Source organism: Streptococcus sp. WM07 (assembly GCF_004570525.1).
Lineage (GTDB): Bacteria > Bacillota > Bacilli > Lactobacillales > Streptococcaceae > Streptococcus.
In genome coordinates, this window is record NZ_SPPZ01000365.1 from 1 (window position 1) to 248 (window position 248).

At 35.9% G+C, this 248-nt stretch carries 1 pseudogene; it reads right to left on the reverse strand.

Annotated features, from left to right (window positions below):
• Nucleotides 1–130 (reverse strand): annotated as a pseudogene (locus tag E4T71_RS10885) (transposase); the annotation flags it as partial.
• Between the last annotated feature and the right edge of the window lie 118 nt (nt 131–248).

The following is a 248-nucleotide window of genomic DNA, read 5'->3' on the forward strand; positions in this document are numbered from 1 at the left end:
GACTAAGAACAGCGTTTCTTTTTAGCTTAATGAGGTAACTTTCCCCACTCTCCTCAATGGACTTGTAAATTTGTGGAGAAGCGAAACCGCTATCCATGCGGAAAAGTAACTGATTGAAGTCTTCTAATACTTAACAAAAAACAAAAATAGCTGTATACTATAAGGTATGAAAGTCGAACTAAATGAATATCAAATTAGCGAATTGAAGCAAGCCCTGAAAGATAAAAAGAATGCACAGCACCATAGGA